This is a genomic window from Stenotrophomonas sp. PS02298 (genome assembly GCF_029959445.1).
Taxonomy (GTDB): Bacteria; Pseudomonadota; Gammaproteobacteria; order Xanthomonadales; family Xanthomonadaceae; genus Stenotrophomonas.
Genome location: NZ_JASCOR010000047.1, coordinates 1 through 18,684, shown reverse-complemented (window position 1 = coordinate 18,684; position 18,684 = coordinate 1). Strand labels below are relative to the sequence as shown.

The following is an 18,684-nucleotide window of genomic DNA, read 5'->3' as shown; positions in this document are numbered from 1 at the left end:
GCGACGCGTTCGATGCAGCAAGCAGCCTAAAGTGCGATGCGAATCCCACTTATTTCGGCGTCGAGCAGCGGACCGACGTGACCCCGAATCACCCCGCCGCTGTGCCCGCAAAAACCTGAATGCGCGTACCCGAGACAAAAACACCCCCTGCAACAAACCTGAATGTCAACAAACACCGTTCAGGATGAGTTTTGGATTCCCCCCCTACCTTGCGCCAACTTCCGCTCACCCACCAGTTCCGGTGAGCAGGCGCAGCCCTCCCCAATCTGATTGAGGGCTGCCCACGGGGCGGCCCCGATGCCACGGCCGCCTCCCCATAACGCCAAGTCGTTGCTGTCCAGTTCCCGATTGGGGGCAGGCAGGCTGCGGCCCATACGGAGCAAGGAGATTTATGAAACTGGCTTGGATTCTTTGGTTGTCGCAGATGTTGCCGCAGCCAGCAGCCGATTCGTTGTGCTTGAGCACCACCGTCTATCTGGAAGCCCGCGACCAGACCCTGCGCGGCCAGCAGGCCGTGGCCGAAGTCGCCCTGCGGCGGCTGGACAGCGGTCTGTGGGGTGACTCGATGTGCCAGGTGGTAACCGCGCGCAAGCAGTTCGCCCCGACCCTGGTCGCCCCCGGCACCCAGCTGCGCAACAACGATGCCTGGGCCGAAGCCGTGGACGTGGCCTTTGCCGCCGAGCGCAACTGGGCCCTGCCCAATGGCCAGCGCAAGGAGATCGTGCCCGGCGCCAGCCACTTCGCGGCCCACGCCATTGCCAGCCCGAGCTGGCGCAATGCCTACCAGGTGGCCACCATCGGCGGGCACACCTTCTACAAGGTGCAGTCGCTGAAGCCGCGCGCTTCCTGAGCCAACTGAACGCGTAACGCACTGTCTGTGCCAATCATGGACACACTGCGTTACGCGCTTGTGGCGATAATGCCCGGGTCTTTCAACTCCCGAGGTAGCCCTGATGAAGCTCTATACCAAGCCCGGCGCCTGTTCGCTGGCCGACCATATCGCACTGCTCTGGTCGGGCCTGCCGTTCGAGCTGCAGATCGTGGACTACGCCACGATGAAGTCGCCCGAATACCTGAAGATGAACCCGGCCGGCGCCGTGCCGATGTTGGAAGACGGCGGCTGGATCCTGACCCAGAACGCGGCCATCCTGCACTACATCTGTGACAAGGCCCCGGCTGCCGGCCTGGAAGGCGGCAGCGACCTGCGTACGCGCGCCGAGGTCAACCGCTGGCTGTCCTTCGTCAACGCCGACCTGCACCCGACCTACTACCCGATCTTCGGCTCGACCAAGTACCTGGAAGACGAGGCAGTGATCGCCCGCACCCAGGAAAACGCGCGTCAGAAGCTCACTGCCCTGTACCAGCGCATCAATGACCGTCTGGTCGAGGTCGACTGGCTCGGCGGCACCCCGCGCGCCTCGATCGCCGATGCCTACACCTACGTGACCCTGCGCTGGGCACGTGGCCTGAAGCTCGACCTGACCGGCATGGACGCACTGGACCGCTTCGAGCAGCGCATGCTGGCCGATCCGGCCGTGCAGGCCGCGCTCAAGGCCGAAGGCCTGAGCTGATCCAGCGCATACCTTCTGAACAAACACGAGCCGCCGGTTGCATGACCGGCGGCCCGTTGCGTTTGTGGCGTCCCCACAGCTATCGCGCCGACAAGGTCATCACCAGCCGCGGCCGTTCGCGGTACAGCGCCGGATACTGTTGCTTCAACGCGGCGACCTTGGGCAGATCATTGATGCGGATATAGGCCGCCTCCGGATGCAGGGTCAGGTAGTTCTGGTGATAGCCCTCGGCCGCATGAAACACCTTGCCACCATCGACCTGGGTGACCAGTGGCGCGGCGAACAGCTTGCTGCGCTGCAGTTGCGCGATATAGGCGCGCGCCGCATCACGCTGCGCGGCATCATCGGCATAGATGGCCGAACGGTACTGGCTGCCATGGTCCGGCCCCTGCCGGTTGAACTGGGTCGGATCGTGCACCACCGAGAAGAACACCTGCAGCAGCTGCCCGTAGCTGACCTGCGAGGGGTCGTAGCTGACCTGCACGGCTTCGGCATGACCACTGCCGCCACTGCTCACCCGCGTATACGTGGCATCGGCAGCACTGCCACCGATGTAGCCGGACACCGCGTTGTCCACGCCGGTGATGTGCTGGAACACGCCCTGCACACCCCAGAAGCAGCCGCCGGCAAACACCACCTTTGCCTGTTTGACGCCGGCTTGCTGCAGGTCGGCTGCGCCAGTCGGTGCTGGCAGCCTGATCGACACCGGCGCTACCGGCGCGGCCTGCACCGAACGATCCATGCTGAACACCGCAACCAGCAGCAATCCGGCAACCACCGCCGCGATGCCGCCGGCGACCAGTTTGTCCGTGGCGATTCTCATCACGTGTCTCCTCCATTCAACCGAAAGTGAAGGCATAGGCGCGCACGCCCGGATCGAGGAACTCGATCTCGAATGTGCGTTCGCGCACCTCGCCGTTCTGGCGGATCAATTGGTACAGGCGGTTCTGGTCCACCGTGCCCTCGCCCTGCGCGGATACGTCGCTTCCAGCCGCGGCTTCCGGCGCCTGACCGTCAATGCGCACGCGGAAGCGCACCGGCCGCGCCGGGTCCTGCGGCGCCAGCACCAGATGCAGGTCACGCGCATGGAAGCGGAACGCAATCCGCCCGCCCGCCTGTTCCAGCTGTGCATCTTCCTCGCCGATGCGCCACTGCCCGCCCAGCGCCCATTGATTGAGCTGCAACTGCATCGGCACGGCGTACGCGGCGACCTGCCCGGCCTGCATGCCGCCCGGCGAGGCGAAGTGCTCGGCGCGGCCATGGCCGATGTAGGTCTCCGGCGACTTCAAACTGCTCATGTCCGCCTGCCGTTCGACGCCGTTGCTTGCCATGCGCATTGCCGGCGCCATGTCACCCGGCAGACTGTTGCCAGCCTCGCGCAGCAACTGACGGATGATCTGCTCGGACTGTTCGTAATTGCCTTCGCCAAAGTGATGGGCGCGGATGCGTCCCTGCGCATCGATGAAGTAATGCGCCGGCCAGTACTGGTTGTTGAAGCCACGCCAGATCGCGAAATCATTGTCGATGGCGACCGGGTAAGTGACCTTCAGGTCCGTCACCGCGCGCTGCACGTTGCGAAGGTCGCGCTCGAAAGCGAACTCCGGCGCGTGTACGCCGATCACCACCAGACCATGATCTTTGTAGCGCTCGGCCCAATCGCGCACATAGGGCATGGCACGCAGGCAGTTGATGCAGGAATAGGTCCAGAAATCGACCAGAACCACCTTGCCGCGCAGTTGCTGTGCATCCAGCGGCGGGCTGTTCAACCAGCCAGTGGCGCCGGCCAGCGACGGCAGCTCGCCTTCCACCGGCAGGCTGGCATCGCCCTTGCCGTCACCCGCCATCATCATCATTGCCGGACCTGCTGCCGGCTGTTGCGAAGGCAGCGCATCCAGCAGCTTCTGCTCCAACCTGGCCGTGCTGACCGTGGACAACCGCGTCAGCAGGCCGGTGTCCCAACCCATCGCAATTGCCAGCACCGCCAGCAAGGCGGCAATGCCCAGACCACGACGGATCCATTCCCCCACGCCCAACCGCTGCTTCAAGGCTGTGAACACACGCCCGCCTATCCACACCGCCAAGGCCAGCGAGGTTGCCGCACCCAGCGCATAGGCCAGCAGCAGACCGCTGGTGCCGACGTTGGCCCCCTGCAGGGCCGCGCCGGTCAGGATCAGGCCAAGGATCGGCCCAGCGCAGGGTGCCCACAGCAGGCCGGTGGCAACACCGATCAGCAGCGAGCTCAGCACTCCGCCCTGCCCGGCATCGGCGGCAGCGCCAAGGCGTACGCCCAGACGCTGCAGCGGCGCCAACAGCCGGTCTGCCAACGCCGGCCACAGCAGGGCCACAGCAAACAGCGCCATCACCACCAGCGCGATCCAGCGCCCGATCTGGTTGGCCTGCGCCACCCATTGACTGCCCACCGCCGCCAGGCTGGCGACCACCGCGAACATCAACGCCATGCCGACCAGCAGTGGCAACCCACTACGCAGGAACGGCCGGTCCGCACGTGCGAACACAAACGGCAGCACCGGCAGGATGCAGGGGCTGAGCAGGGTGAGTACACCGCCGAGATAGGCCAGTACCAACAGGAACATGGAAACGTCCTTCTTGAATGAGGGAGGCGGCGCTCAGGCCGCGGCGAATTGCAGGGCCACGCCGTTCATGCAGTAACGCAGCCCGGTCGGGCGCGGGCCGTCTTCGAAGACATGGCCCAGATGGCCACCGCAGCGCCGGCAATGCACCGCCACCCGGGTCATGCCGTAGGAGGTATCGCGGTCCTCGCCTACCGCGCCATGCAGCGGTGCCCAGAAGCTGGGCCAGCCGGTACCGCTGTCGAACTTGGTGGCCGAGGAGAACAGCGGCAGCGCGCAGCCCGCACAGTTGAAGGTGCCACGTCGGTGTTCGTTGTTGAGCGGGCTGCTGAATGCCCGCTCGGTGCCCTGCTGGCGCAGCACCGTGTATTGCGCGGGGGTGAGCTGCTGACGCCATTGGGCGTCACTGCGCATCACCTCGAACACGGTGCCGCGCGCCGGTGCTGCCGGCGCCGGACCGTTGCAGGCAGTCAGGCCCAGCACGCCAGCAGCGGCGGCCATGCCACCGATACCAAGCAGCTTGCGACGGGTGAGCGACATGGGCGTTCTCCAGCCAGGGACGATGTGGCCATGCTGCGCCCGGGCAGGTCAAGGAATCCTCACGCAGAGTTAAATTCTTCGTGACACATCCGCGCGCCTGTCCAAGCACAATGCCAGCCACCCCATTCAACGGCCGCAGGCGTCGATGAGCAGCAGCAAACGCATCCTGATCGTCGAAGACGATGTCCACATCGCCAACCTGCTGCGCATGCACCTGCGTGACGAAGGCTATGACGTCACCCATGCGGCCAGCGGTGATGAAGGCGTGCGCCTGTTGGAAAGCGGGCAATGGGATGCGCTGGTGCTGGACCTGATGCTGCCCGGCGTGGACGGTCTGGAAATCTGTCGCCGCGCCCGCGCGATGACGCGCTACACGCCGATCATCATCACCAGCGCGCGCGCCAGCGAACTGCACCGCATCCTCGGCCTGGAACTGGGTGCCGACGATTACCTGGCCAAACCGTTCTCGATGCTGGAACTGGTAGCGCGGGTCAAGGCCTTGCTGCGACGGGTCGAAGCGATGGCGCAGAACGCGCGCATCGACGCCGGCGCGATCGAAGTTGCCGGCCTGCGCATCGATCCGGTCGCACGCACCGCGCAGGTTGAAGCGCGCCCGCTGGAACTCACCCCGCGCGAGTTCGACCTGCTGTATTTCTTCGCCCGCCACCCCGACCAGGTGTATTCGCGGATGGAGCTGCTCAACCAGGTCTGGGGCCATCAGCATGATGGCTACGAACACACCGTCAACACCCACATCAACCGCCTGCGCAACAAGATCGAGCACGACCCGGCAGCACCGAAGCGGATTCTCACGGTATGGGGACGTGGCTACAAACTGGCGAGCGACGACGGGAGCACGGCATGATCCGGCTGACGCTCTCGCAGCGCCTGTCGCTGGTGTTCTGCGCACTGCTGCTGGTCTGCTGCGGTGCGCTGGCGTGGATACAGATGCGCAGCAGCCGCATGCACGAACAGGAAACCGTGCAGCGCCTGTCGCGCGGCCTGGCCGAGCACATCGCCCGCAGCGGCGAGTTGATGGATGCACGCGGCATCCGCGATGGCGAAGTGCGTGCCCTGTTCGGCAAGCTGATGTCGGTCAATCCCAGCGTCGAGGTCTATCTGCTGGATGACGAAGGCCGCATCCTCGGCCATGACGCGCCGGAAGGCCACCTCAAGCGGGACCGCGTTGACCTGGCTCCGGTGCAGGCGCTGCTCAACGGCGAAAAACTGCCGATCTTCGGCGACGACCCGCGCAGCAGCAGCGGCCGCAAGGTATTCAATGCCGCACCGCTGCGGGTGCAGGGCCGCCAGGTCGGCTACATCTATGTGGTGCTGGTCGGCGAGCAACGTGAAGCACTGGCTGCTGACATCGCTGCCAATAGCAATCTGCGCACCACGCTATGGTCGCTGGCGATCGTCGCCGTGATCGGGCTGCTGGCTGGACTGATCGCGTTCCGCTGGGTAACCCGGCCGCTACGCCAGCTCACCCGTCGCATCCAATCCTTCGACGTGGACAGCGCCGACCCGCGCCTGCCCCTGCCGCCGACGCCGCTGCGTGCCGGTGAGCGCGACGAGCTGAGCATCCTGCAACACAGCTTTGCCCATCTCAGCCAACGCGTCAGCGAGCAATGGCAGCAGCTGCGGCAGCAGGACCTGCAGCGTCGCGAACTGGTCGCCAACCTGTCGCATGACCTGCGCACGCCGCTGTCGTCGTTGCATGGCTATCTGGAAACCCTGGCCCTCAAGGACGCCAGCCTCAGCGCCGAGGAGAGACAGCGCTACCTGGGCATCGCCCTGTCGCAGAGCCACAAGGTTGGTCGGCTTGCACAGGCACTGTTCGAACTGGCGCGACTGGAACATGGCGGCGTTGTACTGGAACTGCAGGCGTTCTCGCTGCCGGACCTGATCCAGGACGTCTTCCAGAAATTCGAACTCGCCGCACAGTCGCGGCGGCAGCAGCTCGATGCACTGATTCCCGCCGGCCTGCCGCCGGTTGAAGCCGACCTGGGCCTGATCGAACGGGTATTGACCAACCTGCTCGACAACGCGATCCGGCATACACCACCAGGCGGCCGCATCACGGTTGCCTTGCATGCAGTCGATGGCGACGTACAGGTCAGCGTTTCCGATACCGGCCCCGGCATTCCGCTGGCACGCCGCGAACAGTTGTTCAGCACGCTGCCGGCGCTGGGCAGCCAGCGTCCGGACAGCGGCGGCCTGGGCTCGCTGATCGTGCACCGCATCCTGCAGCTGCACCATCGCCAGATCCGCCTGCTCGACAGCAATGAAGGCGCAAGCTTCGTGTTCTCCTTGCCTGCGGCACGCCCGCGATAACGCCGCGGGATCAGCCGATCTCGCGGATCACTTTGCCCTGCCCGTCGCGCAGCAAGCTTGGGCGCACTTCGATCTGCAGCTTGCCGCCGGGCATCGGATACAGGCCTCGCTCGGCACGCACGCTGGCCAGCATCGCCTTCAGGCTGGCATCGGACAACACGCAGCGCGCGCTGTCGTCATCGCTCTGCACGTCGTCGCTCAGGCCGGGCTCGAAGCGCCATTGGCGATCCTTGCCGAGTATCACCAGCGGTTTGTCATGATGCAGGCGCAATGGCAACAGTTCGAGCACGCTGGCAACCTGCCCTGCGCCCAGCACCAGTGTGGTGGTAGCGCCGTCGGCCGACCATTCCAAGGTCTCGACGAACAACATGCCGGTGCTGGAACCCTCGCGCTGGCTGCCCGCTTCAAGCTGCGCGGCGATGCTGGGATCGGCCAACAGCGAATCGCGCTCCAGCTCGGTGATCCACAACGGCATCGCCGGCTCCAATGTCGCCAGCACACCCTGTGTTGACCAGCGTTTTACCGCTGCCATCTCCTCATCGCTCAAACCCACCAGCTGCAGGAAATGCAGGCGACCATTGGCGGTGTCGATCGCAGGCAACTGTGGGTCGGCAACAAAGGCCAGATGTCGCAATCGGGTTTCGGTATCCAATGCGATCGGACCATTTGCATCCAGATGGTGACCGGCCTCGAACACATTGCCGCTGCTGAACACATAGCGCGCAAGGTTCTGCATCAGGTTCATCGGCCACGCCGGGGGCTCGCCGCGCTTGTCATCACCTGCCTGTGCAGCCAGACGAAAGGTAAGCTCGAAACCGAAACCGCTTTCCTGCGGATCATCACTCTGCTTGTCGTACAGCTCGGAAAAGCCGTAGCTGACGTAATGCCAATGCGGACGCGGAGACGCGCTCCAATAGACACTGATGCCGTCCAAGGGATCGTTGCCGCCCAGCGTATGCGAAAGCAGCGTGCCGAAATGGCGCGGCTCCTGTCCCGGATACAGCGCCACCATTGCCGCGTTGATCGCGTCCCAGCCTGCGGTGCTGATTTCGCCGCTGTTTTCCTGCGCCATGCAGGCACTCCCATGATGAACAAGCCACCATGATAGTGCCGGTGCATGGCGACGACAGCACGCCTGCCAACCACGCCTTTGCGCAATGGTTCGCTCAGCCAACCACCAGTGCGCGCGTCTCTTCCAGCCAGCGGCTGGCGAATGCGGGGCTCTTGGCCTTGCCCAAGGCGGTGGCCAGTTCCGGCCACAACTGTTCCAGGCTGACCGCGGTCTTGCTGCGATCGATCTTCAGCTGGATCAGATAGCCCTTCAGGCCCAGGTGCTTGCGCACCGATTCGGCCATCCAGTCGCGCAGCTGCTGGTAGCGCAGCGGATCGTCGCCGAGCTGGGTGGTCACTGGCAGCACCGGTACCTTGTCGGCACTGCCGGCAACCGCGTCGATCAGCTCCAGCGCGCTCAGCTGCTGCAATACGTCTTCCGGCGCGCGCAGGCCTTGTGCCATCTGCTGCAGCTCGCGCTCATCGCGCTGCCCATCGACCAGCAACAGCACCGAACGCAATGCTGGCGCCAGCTTCAGGCCACGGTTCTCGATCTCCAGACGGCCGGCGGCCGTCTTGGCATAGATGAATGCCATTCATCCCCTCCCTCTTTTGTGCATCGCAATACGGTACGTGCGCATCTTCCAGGAGCCCCCGCTCCCGGAAATGCCCAACATCTGCCCGCGTACCGCCCCCTTGCGATCACCGCTGCACCGTGGCCTTGCGGCCTGGTTGCGCGCTATTTCCCCAGCACGCGGCGGATTTCCTCCAGTGCGCCCGGGTCGTCGAGTGTCGACAGGTCGCCCGGGTCGCGCCGTTCCGCCAATGCCTGCAATGAACGCCTCAGCAGCTTACCCGAACGGGTCTTGGGAAGCGCATTGACGATATGTACCTGCGCCGGCCGCGCCACCGCGCCCAGCGAATGGGTGACCTGTTGCACCATTTCCGCAGCCAACTGCTCGCCATCATCGCCAGGCTTGGCCTGCTTCAAGGTGACGAAGACCAGCGGCACCTGCCCCTTCAGTTCGTCATGCACGCCGATCACCGCCGCCTCGGCCACCCGCGGATGGGCGGAGATGGCTTCCTCGATCTCGCGCGTGCCCAGCCGGTGCCCGGCCACATTGATCACATCATCGGTGCGACCCAGGATGAAGGTATAGCCGTCCTCATCGCGGATGGCCCAGTCCAGCGAGCTGTACAACAGCTCCTTGAAGTGACCGAAGTAGCTTTTCAGGAAACGCTCGTCATCGTTCCAGATCGTGCTCATGCAACCCGGCGGCAACGGCGGCTGGATGACCAGCACGCCCTTCTGCCCGGGCGGCACTTCGGCACCGCTCTGCTCGTCGATGACCTTCATTTTGTAGCCCAGATTCGGCAAGCCCGGTGAGCCGAACTTGACCGGCTTCATTTCCAGTCCCGGCAACAAGGTCAATGCCGGCCAGCCGGTTTCGGTCTGCCAGTAATTATCGATGACCGGCTTATGCAGCGCGCCGGTGATCCACTTCGCGGTCGGCTCATCCAGCGGCTCACCGGCCAGGAACAGGTACTTCAGCTCGGACAGATCATGGCGGTCGATGAAATCCACGTCGTGTTTCTTCAGCACGCGGATCGCGGTCGGCGAAGAGAACATCGTGCGCACACCGTACTGTTCGCACAGCGCCCACCAGATGCCTGCATCCGGATTGATCGGCAGGCCTTCGTACAGCAACGAAGTGCAACCACCGATCAAGGGACCATAGACGTTATACGAATGCCCAACCGCCCAGCCGACATCGGAGGTGGAGAACATCACCTGGCCTGGCGCGCAATCGAATACCGTGCGCATCGACTGCGCCATTGCCACTGCATAGCCACCGACATCGCGCTGCACGCCCTTGGGCTTGCCGGTGGTGCCGGAGGTGTACAGCAGATAGCTGGGCTCGTTGGACTCCAACCATTGCACCGGCACCTCGACATCACCGACCTGTGCACGCAGCTGCGCATAGTCCTCGTCGCGGCCAGCGATGCGCGGTTCTGCTGCATCCAGACCGCGCGAGACGATCAATACCTTGGGTGGCGGTGTAGCGGCTTCGGCACAGGCGGCATCGACCATCGCCTTGTACGGGATGACCTTGCCACCGCGCATGCCGGCATCGGCAGCGATCAGCAGTTTTGGCTTTGCATCGTCGATACGCAGCGCTAGGTTGTGCGCCGCGAAACCACCGAAGACGACCGAGTGCACCGCACCGATGCGCGCGCAGGCCAGCATCGCGAACACCGCCTCGGCCATGTTCGGCATGTAGATGACGACGCGATCGCCGCGGCCGACATCGAGCTTGAGCAATACCGCGGCGAAGGCATTCACTTCGCGATGGAGGTCGCGGTAAGTGAGTTCCCGGGTGATGTTGGTTTCGGTGGAGATGGCGACCAGCGCGAGCTGATCGGCGCGTTCGGCCAGATGCCGATCTATCGCGTTGTAGCAGAGGTTGGTTTCGCCACCCACAAACCAGCGCCGAAAGGGCGGATTGGAGTAGTCCAGGATCTGCTGCGGGGGACGATGCCAGTGGATCGCCTTGGCTTCTTCAGCCCAGAAAGCTTCCGGTTCTTCAATGGAACGACGGTAGATCTGCTCGTACTGCACGACACCCTCCGGCAACTCCCTGGCTGTGTGCCGAGCATAGTCCGGAGGATGGCTTGGGCTCCTTGCGACGATGGTCTTAAGACCAAAGGCTCGGGGGCCAGATATTCGGGACTACGGGCCTTGGCTCATGAGCCAGGAGCCCCCCCTCACCCCAACCCCTCTCCCGCGCGCGGGAGAGGGGCTCGGATCGCGTCAGCTGCTAGTGCATTAGCCCCTCTCCCGTATACGGGAGAGGGGTTGGGGTGAGGGCAAGCCTTTGCTCCTAGAAAGGGCACTCAGAAACAAACTCCAACGCTGCCCCACTCAACGGGTGCACAAATCCCAAGCGTCGCGCATGCAGGCAAACCCGCGCCGCAGGCAGCGCGTCGTACATCACGTCACCCACGATCGGGTGACCAATGCTCGCCAGATGCAAGCGCAACTGATGGCTGCGCCCGGTCACCGGCTCCAGCTCTACCCGCGTGGTCTGTGCAGCGGCATCACGCGCCAGCACCTGCCAACGGGTCAACGACGGCTTGCCCAGTTCAAAGCTCACCATCTGCTTCGGCCGGTTCGGCCAATCGCAGATCAACGGCAGATCAATTTCGCCGGATTCAGCCTCGACCAGTCCCTGTACCAACGCTTCGTAGCGCTTGCTGACCTGGCGCTGTTCAAACTGCTTGGACAAGGCAACCTGCATCGCCTTGCCGCGTGCATACAGCATCAAACCCGAGGTCACCTGATCCAGCCGATGCACGGTCAACGCATCCGGATAGTCCTGCTGTAGACGCGAGACAACGCAGTCCTGGTTTTCCGGCAGACGCCCGGGCACGGACAGCAGCCCCGCCGGCTTGTCGACTACCAGCAACGCGCCATCGACACAGTGGAGCACCAACGCCCGCGAAGTACTTTTCGTCAACCTGCATCTCCTCTCACAAAAAAGCATGAACCGACTACCGATGCCACGCAATTCCTGCTGGTTCGCATGAAAACGCCGGGCAATGCCCGGCGCTTTCATCTGGCCAACCAGTACGATCACACCGCCCGATCAGCGATCAGCCGCCTCGATCAGATACATCTCCACTTCCTGCGGGTCCAACGGGCTGGAGGCTTCAGGCGGGTCAAGCGCCACGCTGGCTGCACCGGAGCTGTTGACGGCCACAGTTCGGGGTAACCAGGCTTTCCCTCGAAGCGCCTTTCGTGTCATCTGGCCGTATCGGCCAACCAGGGTCACCTTGTACTTCCCCGCGGCAACACCGCGCTGCAGCTGCGCGACCCAAGCAAACTGTTTCGGTGCTTCCATGTAGGCACCGTGCCCGGCGACGAGAACCGGCAGTCGCGAGGACTGGAGCGTTTGATAACCGAAGTCATCACCGGCCTGGTCCTTGCCCGACGAGATGGCCGCCAGCAAGCGATTGCTGCCATCCTCACGCATCGGCATCAACAACGCCCTGCAGCGATTCAGGTCGGTGGTCCATCCGCTGTGGACATCGTGGAACGGAATACCGGGAAAGCGCTCCTGCGCATCATTGCGTGCCTGGATGAAGGCCTCCTTGGCCGACGCGCTGTAGATAAGGCCCCTGTCCCGTCGCTGCTGGTAGGGTGCGCTGACCAGGTAAAGCAGCGCCACGCCGATTGCCACGGCCGGGATCCAGGCAGGCATGCGTGAACGCATCCACCGGAACAGATTCACCCCAAGATAGGCAGCAAGGATCGCCCCGGGAATGATGGAGGGCGCGTAGTAGCGCTGCTGCATCACCGGCAACAGATACGTCTTGAGCGATGCCGAGCCGAAGCTGAAGTACAGCAACGGCCACAACCAGAAGCCAACCAATGCCAGCCAGCTCAACGCTTCGATGCGCGTCATCTGCCCACGCCACCAGCGTGCGGCCAGGTGCAGCGTCGACAATCCAGCCAAGACGAACAACGCAGTCGTGTGCCCACCAAGCACGTATCTCAGTGTACGCATCCGATCAAGCACACCGTGGCCCTGCGAGTCGACGAACCCGGCCAGATCATGCGGGACCAGCAGACTCCCAACGCTGGAATACCATTGCCCCGCAACGCCCCTGAAAAGCAGTGCCTCCAGCGCCAGCAGCAGCAGGAAGCCAGTACTGGCAATGGCAACATCACGCGACAGACGGCCCATTCCGGCGCGCATGCCGGCCAGGATCATCATTGCGGCCACCACCGGCATCAGCACGATGCCACTTTCCTTGATGGTGAAAGACACCGCCATGCTCATGCCCAGCAGGAATGCATGGCCTGCGGACCCAAGCGGCTGCGCGGCCGGCGCAGATACCGCTTTCATCCACAGACACAGGTAAAGCAGCCCGACAATCAGGAAAAGCGTGGAAGAAAGATCCGGCAGCATGGCGCCGGCGTACAAAAAGAACACCGGCTGGGCCACTGCCAACACGGTACTGAGCAGCGACGCCAGTCGCCCCAGGAACTGCCTGGCCAGGCAATAGCCGGCAAGACCAAGCACCACGAAAAGTCCGGTGTAGGGAACGACCATCCATTCCAGGCTGCCGCCGGTCTGGTACATCATCGCCCCCGGCAACAGGAACACCGCCCTGCGTTCGGCCAACGACGCCACCGCGATGGGCTCACCCATCGCGACCTTGATGGCGCCGATCATGTAGCGCGTGTCATCGCTGCAGTACAGGCCAGTAAAGAAGAAATAACCGACCAATGCAAAGCAGGCCATGACCGCAGCCGCATAAGGTGCTTCGAGTTTCAGATTCCGCAATTCCCCGGCCTCCCGACCTGTTACAGGGCGTCGGCAATGCCAGCCGACTGGATCAACGTGTAAAACGGTGCAGTACCCGACGCGGGATCCTGCTGTAGTCAAAGGCAAAGAATCCCTGCAACAGCACGAAGCCAACGATGGCCGCAATGCTCACCAGCGCTACGGTGCCCGCAGGCGATTCAACCCCGCGCATCAGGTTGTGGTACCACGTCCAACCACCATGCGCGAGTGCAAAGAACATCAATGACACGCCCCCCACCAGCTGAACCGAGGCCAGGCTGAAGTCGCGCAGGAAATACTCGTAGAAGATGCGCTTGAGGAAATTGCGGGCATGCGAGCGCAGGAAACGCGGGATCTCACGCAGTGGGTTCAAGCTGGAATGTTCATCGCCATAGACCGCACGCATGGGCACATCAACCACCACCGCATCCACCAGATGCAGCCGGAACAACAAGTCACTCTCGAAGAAATAACGCTTCTCGAGCTTGTCCAGTTCGACCTCACGCAGGCAATCGGCATGGATGGCGGTGTAGCCATTGGTCGGATCAAAGATATGCCAGTAGCCGCTGGACAGCTTGCACAGGAATGAAAGCGCGGCGTTGCCCAGCAACCTGACCGGCGGCATCGAGGCGACGTCGCGGACATGGAAAAAACGGTTGCCCTTGGTGTAATCGGCTTCCTTGGCAAGAATGGGCCGCACGAAACCCTGGATCAAGGCCGGGTCCATCTGCCCATCGGCATCCAGTTTCACGCAGACCTCGGCCCCCAACCCAAGCGCTGCACGGTAGCCGGCGACCATCGCGCCGCCCACCCCCTGGTTCTGCTCGTTGAAGACAACATGCACCCGCACATCGGTGCACTCGGCCTGGACCCGGAGTCCAGTGGACTCCGGGCAGGCATCATCGACCACGATGACGAGGTCTACCCCGTCATCGATCCGGGAAATGACTCCCAGGATCGAGTCGCGGGCGCGGTACGCCGGAATGACAACGGCGATCTTCGCCTTCGCAACTCGGTCTTCCATCATGGAAAAGACTCAGCCCAGCAGATCGGCAACGCCGGCGCGCTCTTCTTCCAGCTCGCCGAGGGTGATGTCGATGTACTTCTTGGAGAAGTCGTCGATCGGCAGGTCCTTGATGATGGTGTACTCGCCGTTCTCGGTGGTTACCGGGAAGCCGAACACGACGCCTTCCGGAATGCCGTAGGAGCCGTCGGACGGCACGCCCATGGTCACCCACTTGCCGTTGCTGCCCAGCACCCAGTCATGGATATGGTCGATGGCAGCGTTGGCGGCCGACGCAGCCGAGGACAGGCCACGGGCGGCGATGATCGCTGCGCCACGCTTGCCGACGGTCGGGATGAAGGTGTTGGCGTTCCATTCCTGGTCGTTGATCAGCTCGGCAACCTTGGCGCCGCCGGTGGTGGCGAAGCGGTAGTCCGGGTACATGGTCGGGCTGTGGTTGCCCCACACGGTGAACTGCTCGAAGCTCTCCACGGTCTTGCCGGTCTTGGCAGCCAGCTGGCTCAGGGCACGGTTGTGGTCCAGGCGCAGCATGGCGGTGAAGTTGCGCGGGTTCAGGTCCGGCGCCGACTTCATCGCGATGTAGGCATTGGTGTTGGCCGGGTTGCCGACCACCAGCACCTTGACGTCACGCTTGGCGACGGCGTTCAGTGCCTTGCCCTGCACGGTGAAGATCTTGGCGTTTTCCAGCAGCAGGTCCTTGCGCTCCATGCCCGGGCCGCGCGGACGTGCGCCGACCAGCAGGGCCACGTCGACGTCCTTGAACGCCACCAGCGGGTCAGCGGTGGTCACCACGCCAGCCAGCAGCGGGAATGCGCAGTCTTCCAGTTCCATGACCACGCCCTGCAGGGCGGCCTGGGCCTTTTCGTTGTCGATTTCGAGCAGCTGCAGGATGACCGGCTGGTCCTTGCCCAGCATTTCGCCAGAAGCGATGCGGAACAGCAGTGCATAGCCAATATTGCCGGCAGCGCCGGTTACGGCAACACGAACGGGTGCTTTCATGGGGGTTTCCTCTGCTAAGAAGCGGTTGTGGGGGTAAGGCCGGGCATGCGCAGGCGCGCTGGCCAGCTGGAATCAGAAACGGCCACCTGTGCAGGTGGCCGTCGGTATCAATCAGGCGGCGAGGATCTTGTTCCACTCGGCGACGCGGTCGGCCTTGGCAGCCAGCACGGCGTCGGTATCGCCTTCCAGGGTGATCTTGTTGATCGCATCACCCTGCTTGATCGCGTCAACCACGTCCAGGCCTTCGAGCACCTTGCCAAACACGGTGTGCTTGCCATCGAGCCAGTCGGTCTTGATGTGGGTGATGAAGAACTGGCTGCCGTTGGTGTTCGGGCCGGCATTGGCCATGGACAGCACGCCGCGCTCATGGCGCACGCCATTCTTGGTTTCATCTTCAAAGCGGTAACCCGGGCCACCGCGGCCGGAGCCTTCCGGGCAGCCGCCCTGGATCATGAAGTCGGCGATCACGCGGTGGAATGCCAGGCCGTCATAGAAGCCATGCTTCACCAGGTTGACGAAGTTGGCCACGGTCAGCGGGGCCTTGTCAGCATGCAGCTCGACCTTGATCAGGCCGCGGGAGGTGTCGAAATTGGCGATCAGCGACATGGGAAATCCTTTGTAAAGAAGACGGCTCTCAATAGCCCGCTAGTTTACACCCGGCTCCGCCCGTGCTGCTGCCTCTACGCTATAGCCTGAGTCGCCGGGACCTGAATGGGCAATCAGACGAGTCTGAACGGCTGGTTTTCGCACAGCCCCTACATAGCGCTATAATGCTGGACTCATTTTCCCCATTTCACGGCACCGGCTGGCCGTCTTTCGCATGTCCATCGAAAATCTTCGCAACATCGCCATCGTCGCCCACGTCGATCATGGCAAAACCACCCTCGTCGACCAGCTGCTCAAGCAGTCCGGCACCCTGTCCGAGCGCACGGTACTTGCCGAGCGCGTGATGGACAGCAACGACCAGGAAAAGGAACGCGGCATCACCATCCTGGCCAAGAACACGGCCATTACCTGGGAAGACAAGAAGACCGGTACCAAAAACCGGATCAACATCGTCGACACCCCGGGACACGCCGACTTCGGCGGTGAGGTGGAGCGCGTGCTGTCGATGGTCGACTCGGTGCTGATCCTGGTTGACGCGATGGACGGCCCGATGCCGCAGACCCGCTTCGTCACCCAGAAGGCCTTCGCGATGGGCTTCAAGCCGATCGTCGTGGTCAACAAGGTCGACCGCCCGGGCGCCCGTCCGGAATGGGTCATCGACCAGGTGTTCGATCTGTTCGACAAGCTCGGCGCCACCAATGAGCAGCTCGACTTCCCGATCGTCTACGCCTCGGGCCTGAACGGCTACGCCGGCCTGGAAGACACCGTCCGCGACGGCGACATGACCCCGCTGTACGAAGCGATCATGAAGTACGTGCCGGTGCCGGAAGTCGAGGCCGACGGCCCGTTCCAGATGCGCATCAGCCAGCTGGACTACAACAATTTCGTCGGCGTGATCGGCATTGGCCGCATCCAGCGCGGCAAGGTCAAGAAGAACCAGGCCGTCGCCGTGATCGACCGTGAAGGCAAGAAGCGCCAGGGCAAGGTCCTGCAGGTGCTGGGCTTCATGGGCCTGGAGCGCATCGAAGTCGAGGAAGCACAGGCTGGCGACATCATCGCCATCTCCGGCATCCAGGAACTGACCATCTCCGACACCGTCTGCGCCCTGGACACCCCGGAAGCGCTGCCGCCGCTGACCGTCGACGAGCCGACCATCTCGATGACCTTTCAGGTCAACAACTCGCCGTTCGCAGGCAACAAGGACCTGTCCGGCGGCAAGTTCCTGACCAGCCGCCAGCTGAAGGAACGCCTGGAGCGCGAGACCGTGCACAACGTGGCACTGAAGGTCGAGCAGCTTGAAGACGCCGACAAGTTCCTGGTCTCCGGCCGTGGCGAGCTGCACCTGTCGGTGCTGATCGAAACCATGCGTCGCGAAGGCTACGAGCTGGCCGTGTCGCGCCCGGAAGTGATCATCAAGGAAATCGACGGCCAGATGATGGAGCCGATCGAGCAGCTGGTGGTTGATATCGAAGAGCAGCACCAGGGCGGCGTGATGGAAAAGCTGGGTACCCGCAAGGGCCTGCTTGAGAACATGGAGTCCGACGGCAAGGGCCGTGTTCGCCTTGATTTCAAGATCCCGGCGCGCGGCCTGATCGGCTTCCAGAACGAGTTCAAGACCCTGACCCAGGGTTCCGGCCTGCTGTTCCACGTGTTCGACCATTACGGCCCGAAGGAACAGGGCGCCATCGCCAAGCGCCTGAACGGCGTGATGATCGCCAACGCCCCGGGTGCAACCCCGGCCTACTCGCTGGGCCCGCTGCAGGAACGCGGCAAGCTGTTCGCCGCTGAAGGCGACAACGTGTACGAAGGCCAGCTGATCGGTATCCACTCCAAGGACAACGATCTGACCGTCAACGCGATCAAGACCAAGCCGCTGACCAACATGCGCGCTTCGGGCAAGGACGATGCGATCCAGCTGACCCCGGCCATCAAGTTCTCGCTGGAACAGGCCCTGGACTTCATCGACGACGACGAGCTGGTGGAAATCACCCCGAAGGAAATTCGTCTGCGCAAGAAGTTCCTGACCGAAAGCGACCGCAAGAAGGCGTCGCGCGGCGGCTGATTGTCTTGACTGACAACAAGCCCTACAACCCGGATCCGCATGCGCATCCGGGACTGGCAGCCATCGCGCTGCTGGAAGCGGGAAAGGCCGTACTGGCCTTTCTCGCCGCGGCTGGCCTGGAGATATCCGGGCCGGCCCCACTCCGCAACATCATCAATGCCCTGATCCACCGCGCAGGTGGTGACCCCGAGAACGGTGCGTTCTCCTCGCTGCTGGGCATGATCACCCCCGATACCGTTCACCTCGGCGCCGCTGTACTGGTCGGCTACGGGCTGCTACGCCTGCTTGAAGCCTGGGGCCTGTGGCGCGCCAAGGCCTGGGCATCGTGGCTGGGCTGCATCTCCGCTGCGCTCTACCTGCCGCTGGATTTCTACGCCATCGTCAAACACCCCGGCTGGGCCTCGTGGCTGCTGCTGGCGGTCAACCTGCTGGTCGTCTGGGTACTGGCCCGCGACCTGGGCAAACGTCGCAGCAAACGGTAGCGCCTCTCCTGTAGTGCCGAGCCATGCTCGGCATGGGGCATCACCGGTAACGCCCCTGCCGAGCATGGCTCGGC

Annotated in this window: 17 protein-coding genes; 6 read left to right on the top strand and 11 right to left on the bottom strand. The window is 63.5% G+C overall.

The window, feature by feature from the left end; translation table 11 throughout:
- Positions 1–391: 391 nt before the first annotated feature.
- Together QMX78_RS09160 and QMX78_RS09155 are read left to right on the top strand one after the other, a co-directional pair.
- On the top strand, positions 392–850 hold the full coding sequence (locus QMX78_RS09160; protein WP_057629626.1) for a cell wall hydrolase: 459 nt from the start codon (positions 392–394) through the stop codon (positions 848–850).
- A 103-nt stretch (positions 851–953) separates the two neighbouring features.
- Entirely contained in the window at positions 954–1,571 is a 618-nt protein-coding gene (locus QMX78_RS09155; RefSeq protein WP_282268645.1) for a glutathione S-transferase N-terminal domain-containing protein, read from the top strand.
- A 79-nt stretch (positions 1,572–1,650) separates the two neighbouring features.
- Here the strand turns inward: QMX78_RS09155 and msrA are convergent, their stop codons facing one another.
- Genes msrA through msrB form a run of 3 tightly spaced genes read right to left on the bottom strand, consistent with a single transcriptional unit; the run spans position 1,651 to position 4,702 of the window.
- Positions 1,651–2,394: a peptide-methionine (S)-S-oxide reductase MsrA gene (msrA, locus tag QMX78_RS09150; protein ID WP_282268643.1), complete on the bottom strand. Its 744-nt coding sequence runs from the start codon at positions 2,392–2,394 to the stop codon at positions 1,651–1,653.
- Between the two features lie 16 nt (positions 2,395–2,410).
- A complete protein-coding gene (locus QMX78_RS09145) occupies positions 2,411–4,165 on the bottom strand; it encodes a cytochrome c biogenesis protein DipZ (RefSeq protein WP_282268641.1) in 1,755 nt (584 codons plus the stop codon).
- 33 nt (positions 4,166–4,198) lie between these two features.
- On the bottom strand, positions 4,199–4,702 hold the full coding sequence (gene msrB / locus QMX78_RS09140) for a peptide-methionine (R)-S-oxide reductase MsrB (RefSeq protein WP_282268639.1): 504 nt from the start codon (positions 4,700–4,702) through the stop codon (positions 4,199–4,201).
- 145 nt (positions 4,703–4,847) lie between these two features.
- Here msrB and QMX78_RS09135 point away from each other — a divergent pair, with 145 nt between their 5' ends.
- Positions 4,848–5,567: a response regulator transcription factor gene (locus QMX78_RS09135; protein WP_282268637.1), complete on the top strand. Its 720-nt coding sequence runs from the start codon at positions 4,848–4,850 to the stop codon at positions 5,565–5,567.
- Complete coding sequence (locus QMX78_RS09130; protein ID WP_282268635.1) at positions 5,564–7,036, top strand: ATP-binding protein; 1,473 nt, start codon at positions 5,564–5,566, stop codon at positions 7,034–7,036. Before QMX78_RS09135 ends, QMX78_RS09130 begins: the two co-directional genes overlap by 4 nt.
- A gap of 10 nt (positions 7,037–7,046) precedes the next feature.
- Here QMX78_RS09130 and QMX78_RS09125 read toward each other — a convergent pair whose 3' ends face one another.
- The 8 genes from QMX78_RS09125 to QMX78_RS09090 form a co-directional block, all read right to left on the bottom strand.
- The gene (locus tag QMX78_RS09125) at positions 7,047–8,108 is read right to left on the bottom strand and encodes a suppressor of fused domain protein (protein WP_282268633.1); all 1,062 of its coding nucleotides are present in this window, start codon (positions 8,106–8,108) and stop codon (positions 7,047–7,049) included.
- Between the two features lie 94 nt (positions 8,109–8,202).
- On the bottom strand, positions 8,203–8,682 hold the full coding sequence (locus QMX78_RS09120) for a hypothetical protein (RefSeq protein WP_282268630.1): 480 nt from the start codon (positions 8,680–8,682) through the stop codon (positions 8,203–8,205).
- A 143-nt stretch (positions 8,683–8,825) separates the two neighbouring features.
- A complete protein-coding gene (prpE, locus tag QMX78_RS09115) occupies positions 8,826–10,706 on the bottom strand; it encodes a propionate--CoA ligase (protein WP_282268628.1) in 1,881 nt (626 codons plus the stop codon).
- Positions 10,707–10,968: 262 nt separating this feature from the next.
- On the bottom strand, positions 10,969–11,604 hold the full coding sequence (locus QMX78_RS09110; RefSeq protein ID WP_282268626.1) for an RluA family pseudouridine synthase: 636 nt from the start codon (positions 11,602–11,604) through the stop codon (positions 10,969–10,971).
- 129 nt (positions 11,605–11,733) lie between these two features.
- A complete protein-coding gene (locus tag QMX78_RS09105; protein ID WP_282268625.1) occupies positions 11,734–13,437 on the bottom strand; it encodes a hypothetical protein in 1,704 nt (567 codons plus the stop codon).
- A gap of 52 nt (positions 13,438–13,489) precedes the next feature.
- Positions 13,490–14,464: a glycosyltransferase family 2 protein gene (locus QMX78_RS09100; protein ID WP_282268624.1), complete on the bottom strand. Its 975-nt coding sequence runs from the start codon at positions 14,462–14,464 to the stop codon at positions 13,490–13,492.
- Between the two features lie 9 nt (positions 14,465–14,473).
- Positions 14,474–15,460, bottom strand: coding sequence for a malate dehydrogenase (locus tag QMX78_RS09095; RefSeq protein ID WP_282268623.1), 987 nt, complete (start codon positions 15,458–15,460; stop codon positions 14,474–14,476).
- 111 nt (positions 15,461–15,571) lie between these two features.
- Positions 15,572–16,066 carry a peptidylprolyl isomerase gene (locus QMX78_RS09090; protein ID WP_282268621.1) on the bottom strand — a complete coding sequence of 165 codons (495 nt, stop codon included), beginning with the start codon at positions 16,064–16,066 and terminating at the stop codon, positions 15,572–15,574.
- Between the two features lie 214 nt (positions 16,067–16,280).
- On the opposite strand from QMX78_RS09090, the gene typA reads away from it, so the two are divergent.
- Both typA and QMX78_RS09080 read left to right on the top strand, forming a co-directional pair.
- A complete protein-coding gene (gene typA, locus QMX78_RS09085) occupies positions 16,281–18,128 on the top strand; it encodes a translational GTPase TypA (protein WP_282268618.1) in 1,848 nt (615 codons plus the stop codon).
- A gap of 5 nt (positions 18,129–18,133) precedes the next feature.
- Positions 18,134–18,610: a DUF2127 domain-containing protein gene (locus QMX78_RS09080; protein WP_282268616.1), complete on the top strand. Its 477-nt coding sequence runs from the start codon at positions 18,134–18,136 to the stop codon at positions 18,608–18,610.
- Positions 18,611–18,684 lie beyond the last annotated feature (74 nt).